At 63.2% G+C, this 1403-nt stretch carries 1 protein-coding gene and 1 pseudogene; one reads left to right on the top strand and one right to left on the bottom strand.

The features are described from left to right. Window positions 1-654 (bottom strand): annotated as a pseudogene (locus U9977_RS23225) (helix-turn-helix domain-containing protein); the annotation flags it as partial. 467 nt (window positions 655-1121) lie between these two features. Between U9977_RS23225 and U9977_RS23220 the strand changes: the two are divergent. Beyond that, window positions 1122-1403 (top strand): hypothetical protein (locus tag U9977_RS23220; RefSeq protein ID WP_322751408.1); only part of this gene is annotated, 282 nt, incomplete at its 3' end.

Here is a 1403-nt window from a genome sequence, read left to right as displayed (position 1 = left end):
GGGGGGGTCGGTGTTCTGGATGACGAGCCACAGCGCGTACTCGTCGGCGAGGCACTGCGGACGGGGGACGCGTCCTTCTCCGAGCTCGCTGCCGATCCGCATGATGCGCTCGCCCATGCGTACCAGCCAGTGGTTGTTGACCTGGGTGAGCGCCAGTTCGGGCAGGTCGCATAGCAGGTCGACGTCTCGGATGGTCGCCTCACCCTTCAGATAGGCGGCGAACTCGTAGCTGAACGAGTTGTCCAGGTGCAGCCTGCCGTCCGATGTAGGCGTGAAGTCGGAGAACTCGACGGTCGTGGACAGTGCCATGGCGTCGGCCGGGGTGAGCGGGTCGCCGTTGAACGAGCTGTTGAAAAGCCGCACGACGTCGACCGTTTGCCGGTCGACGACGACAGGCCCTTCGCCCTGGCTTGCCTCCGATTCGCCCCCGGGTTCGGCACCGGTCAACCGACGCAGTGCCGCGACGCTGAGCTTCAGTGCCCGCGCGAACCCTTGCAGGTTGTCGATCCGGAACCCGTCCAACGCGCTGATATCGCCTGCCGTGTTCTCAAAGCGTCGCCAGGTTGCCAGGGATACGTCGGCACGCCGCGCCGTCTCCTGCTGGGTGAGGTTCAGCTCCGCTCGACGCTGCTTGACCGCGTTGCCTGCCGCCACGTTGACCATCTTTCCTCATGAGTGCTTGATGAGCGCTCTCAACGTTAGCACTCATCAAGCACTCATCGCATCGTCGACCCCTGGACGTCGACCCCTGGACGTCGACCCCTGGACGTCGACTGCTGACCGAGCATCGGGCCGGCTACTACGACCTACGTGACCGGATCGCGCTTCGTCCGCGCACCGCGTGATCGACGCCGAGGCCGGGCCTGTAGAAATAACGGCCCTGGCACACTTCCGGTGGTGACCGACGGTTAACATTTGTTGCGACCTACTGGGATGATGATGCGCCTGACACTCCAGACATTTGGGGTGTCACCACCGAGGGTGGCGGGCGGGCTCGACGCGCTGCCATGAACATCAGAGCGCTGCCGACTACCTGGATTGCGTGGCTTCGCCCGCTCCTTCCCCAGCGTTTCGTCTCGATTACATATCGTCACCACCGAATGTGCGACAGAGCCGTTAGATTGACAGACCCCGCCCGCGCCATCGACCTCACCCTCGACCTCGCCGATCTCGCCGATCTCGACCTCGATACAGTGGTCGAGGTGGTGGAGATCCTGGCAGACTTCACCGCTACCGCGGCAAAGCTGGAGATCATCCATGATGATCCAGGGCTGGTAGCCGATCGTGGACGCGCCGACTATCTGGCCGAAATCGCGTCCGATCTTGCCGCCGCACGGACTGATTTCACCCAGGCAGATCTACGGAACGTCACTCTCAGGGACGTCACTTTCATTTCCGTGGAT

Source organism: Protofrankia sp. Cas8 (assembly GCF_963555845.1).
Lineage (GTDB): Bacteria > Actinomycetota > Actinomycetes > Frankiales > Frankiaceae > Protofrankia.
Note: the sequence above shows the minus strand (reverse complement) of the source record. Positions and strands in the feature narration are given on the sequence as shown.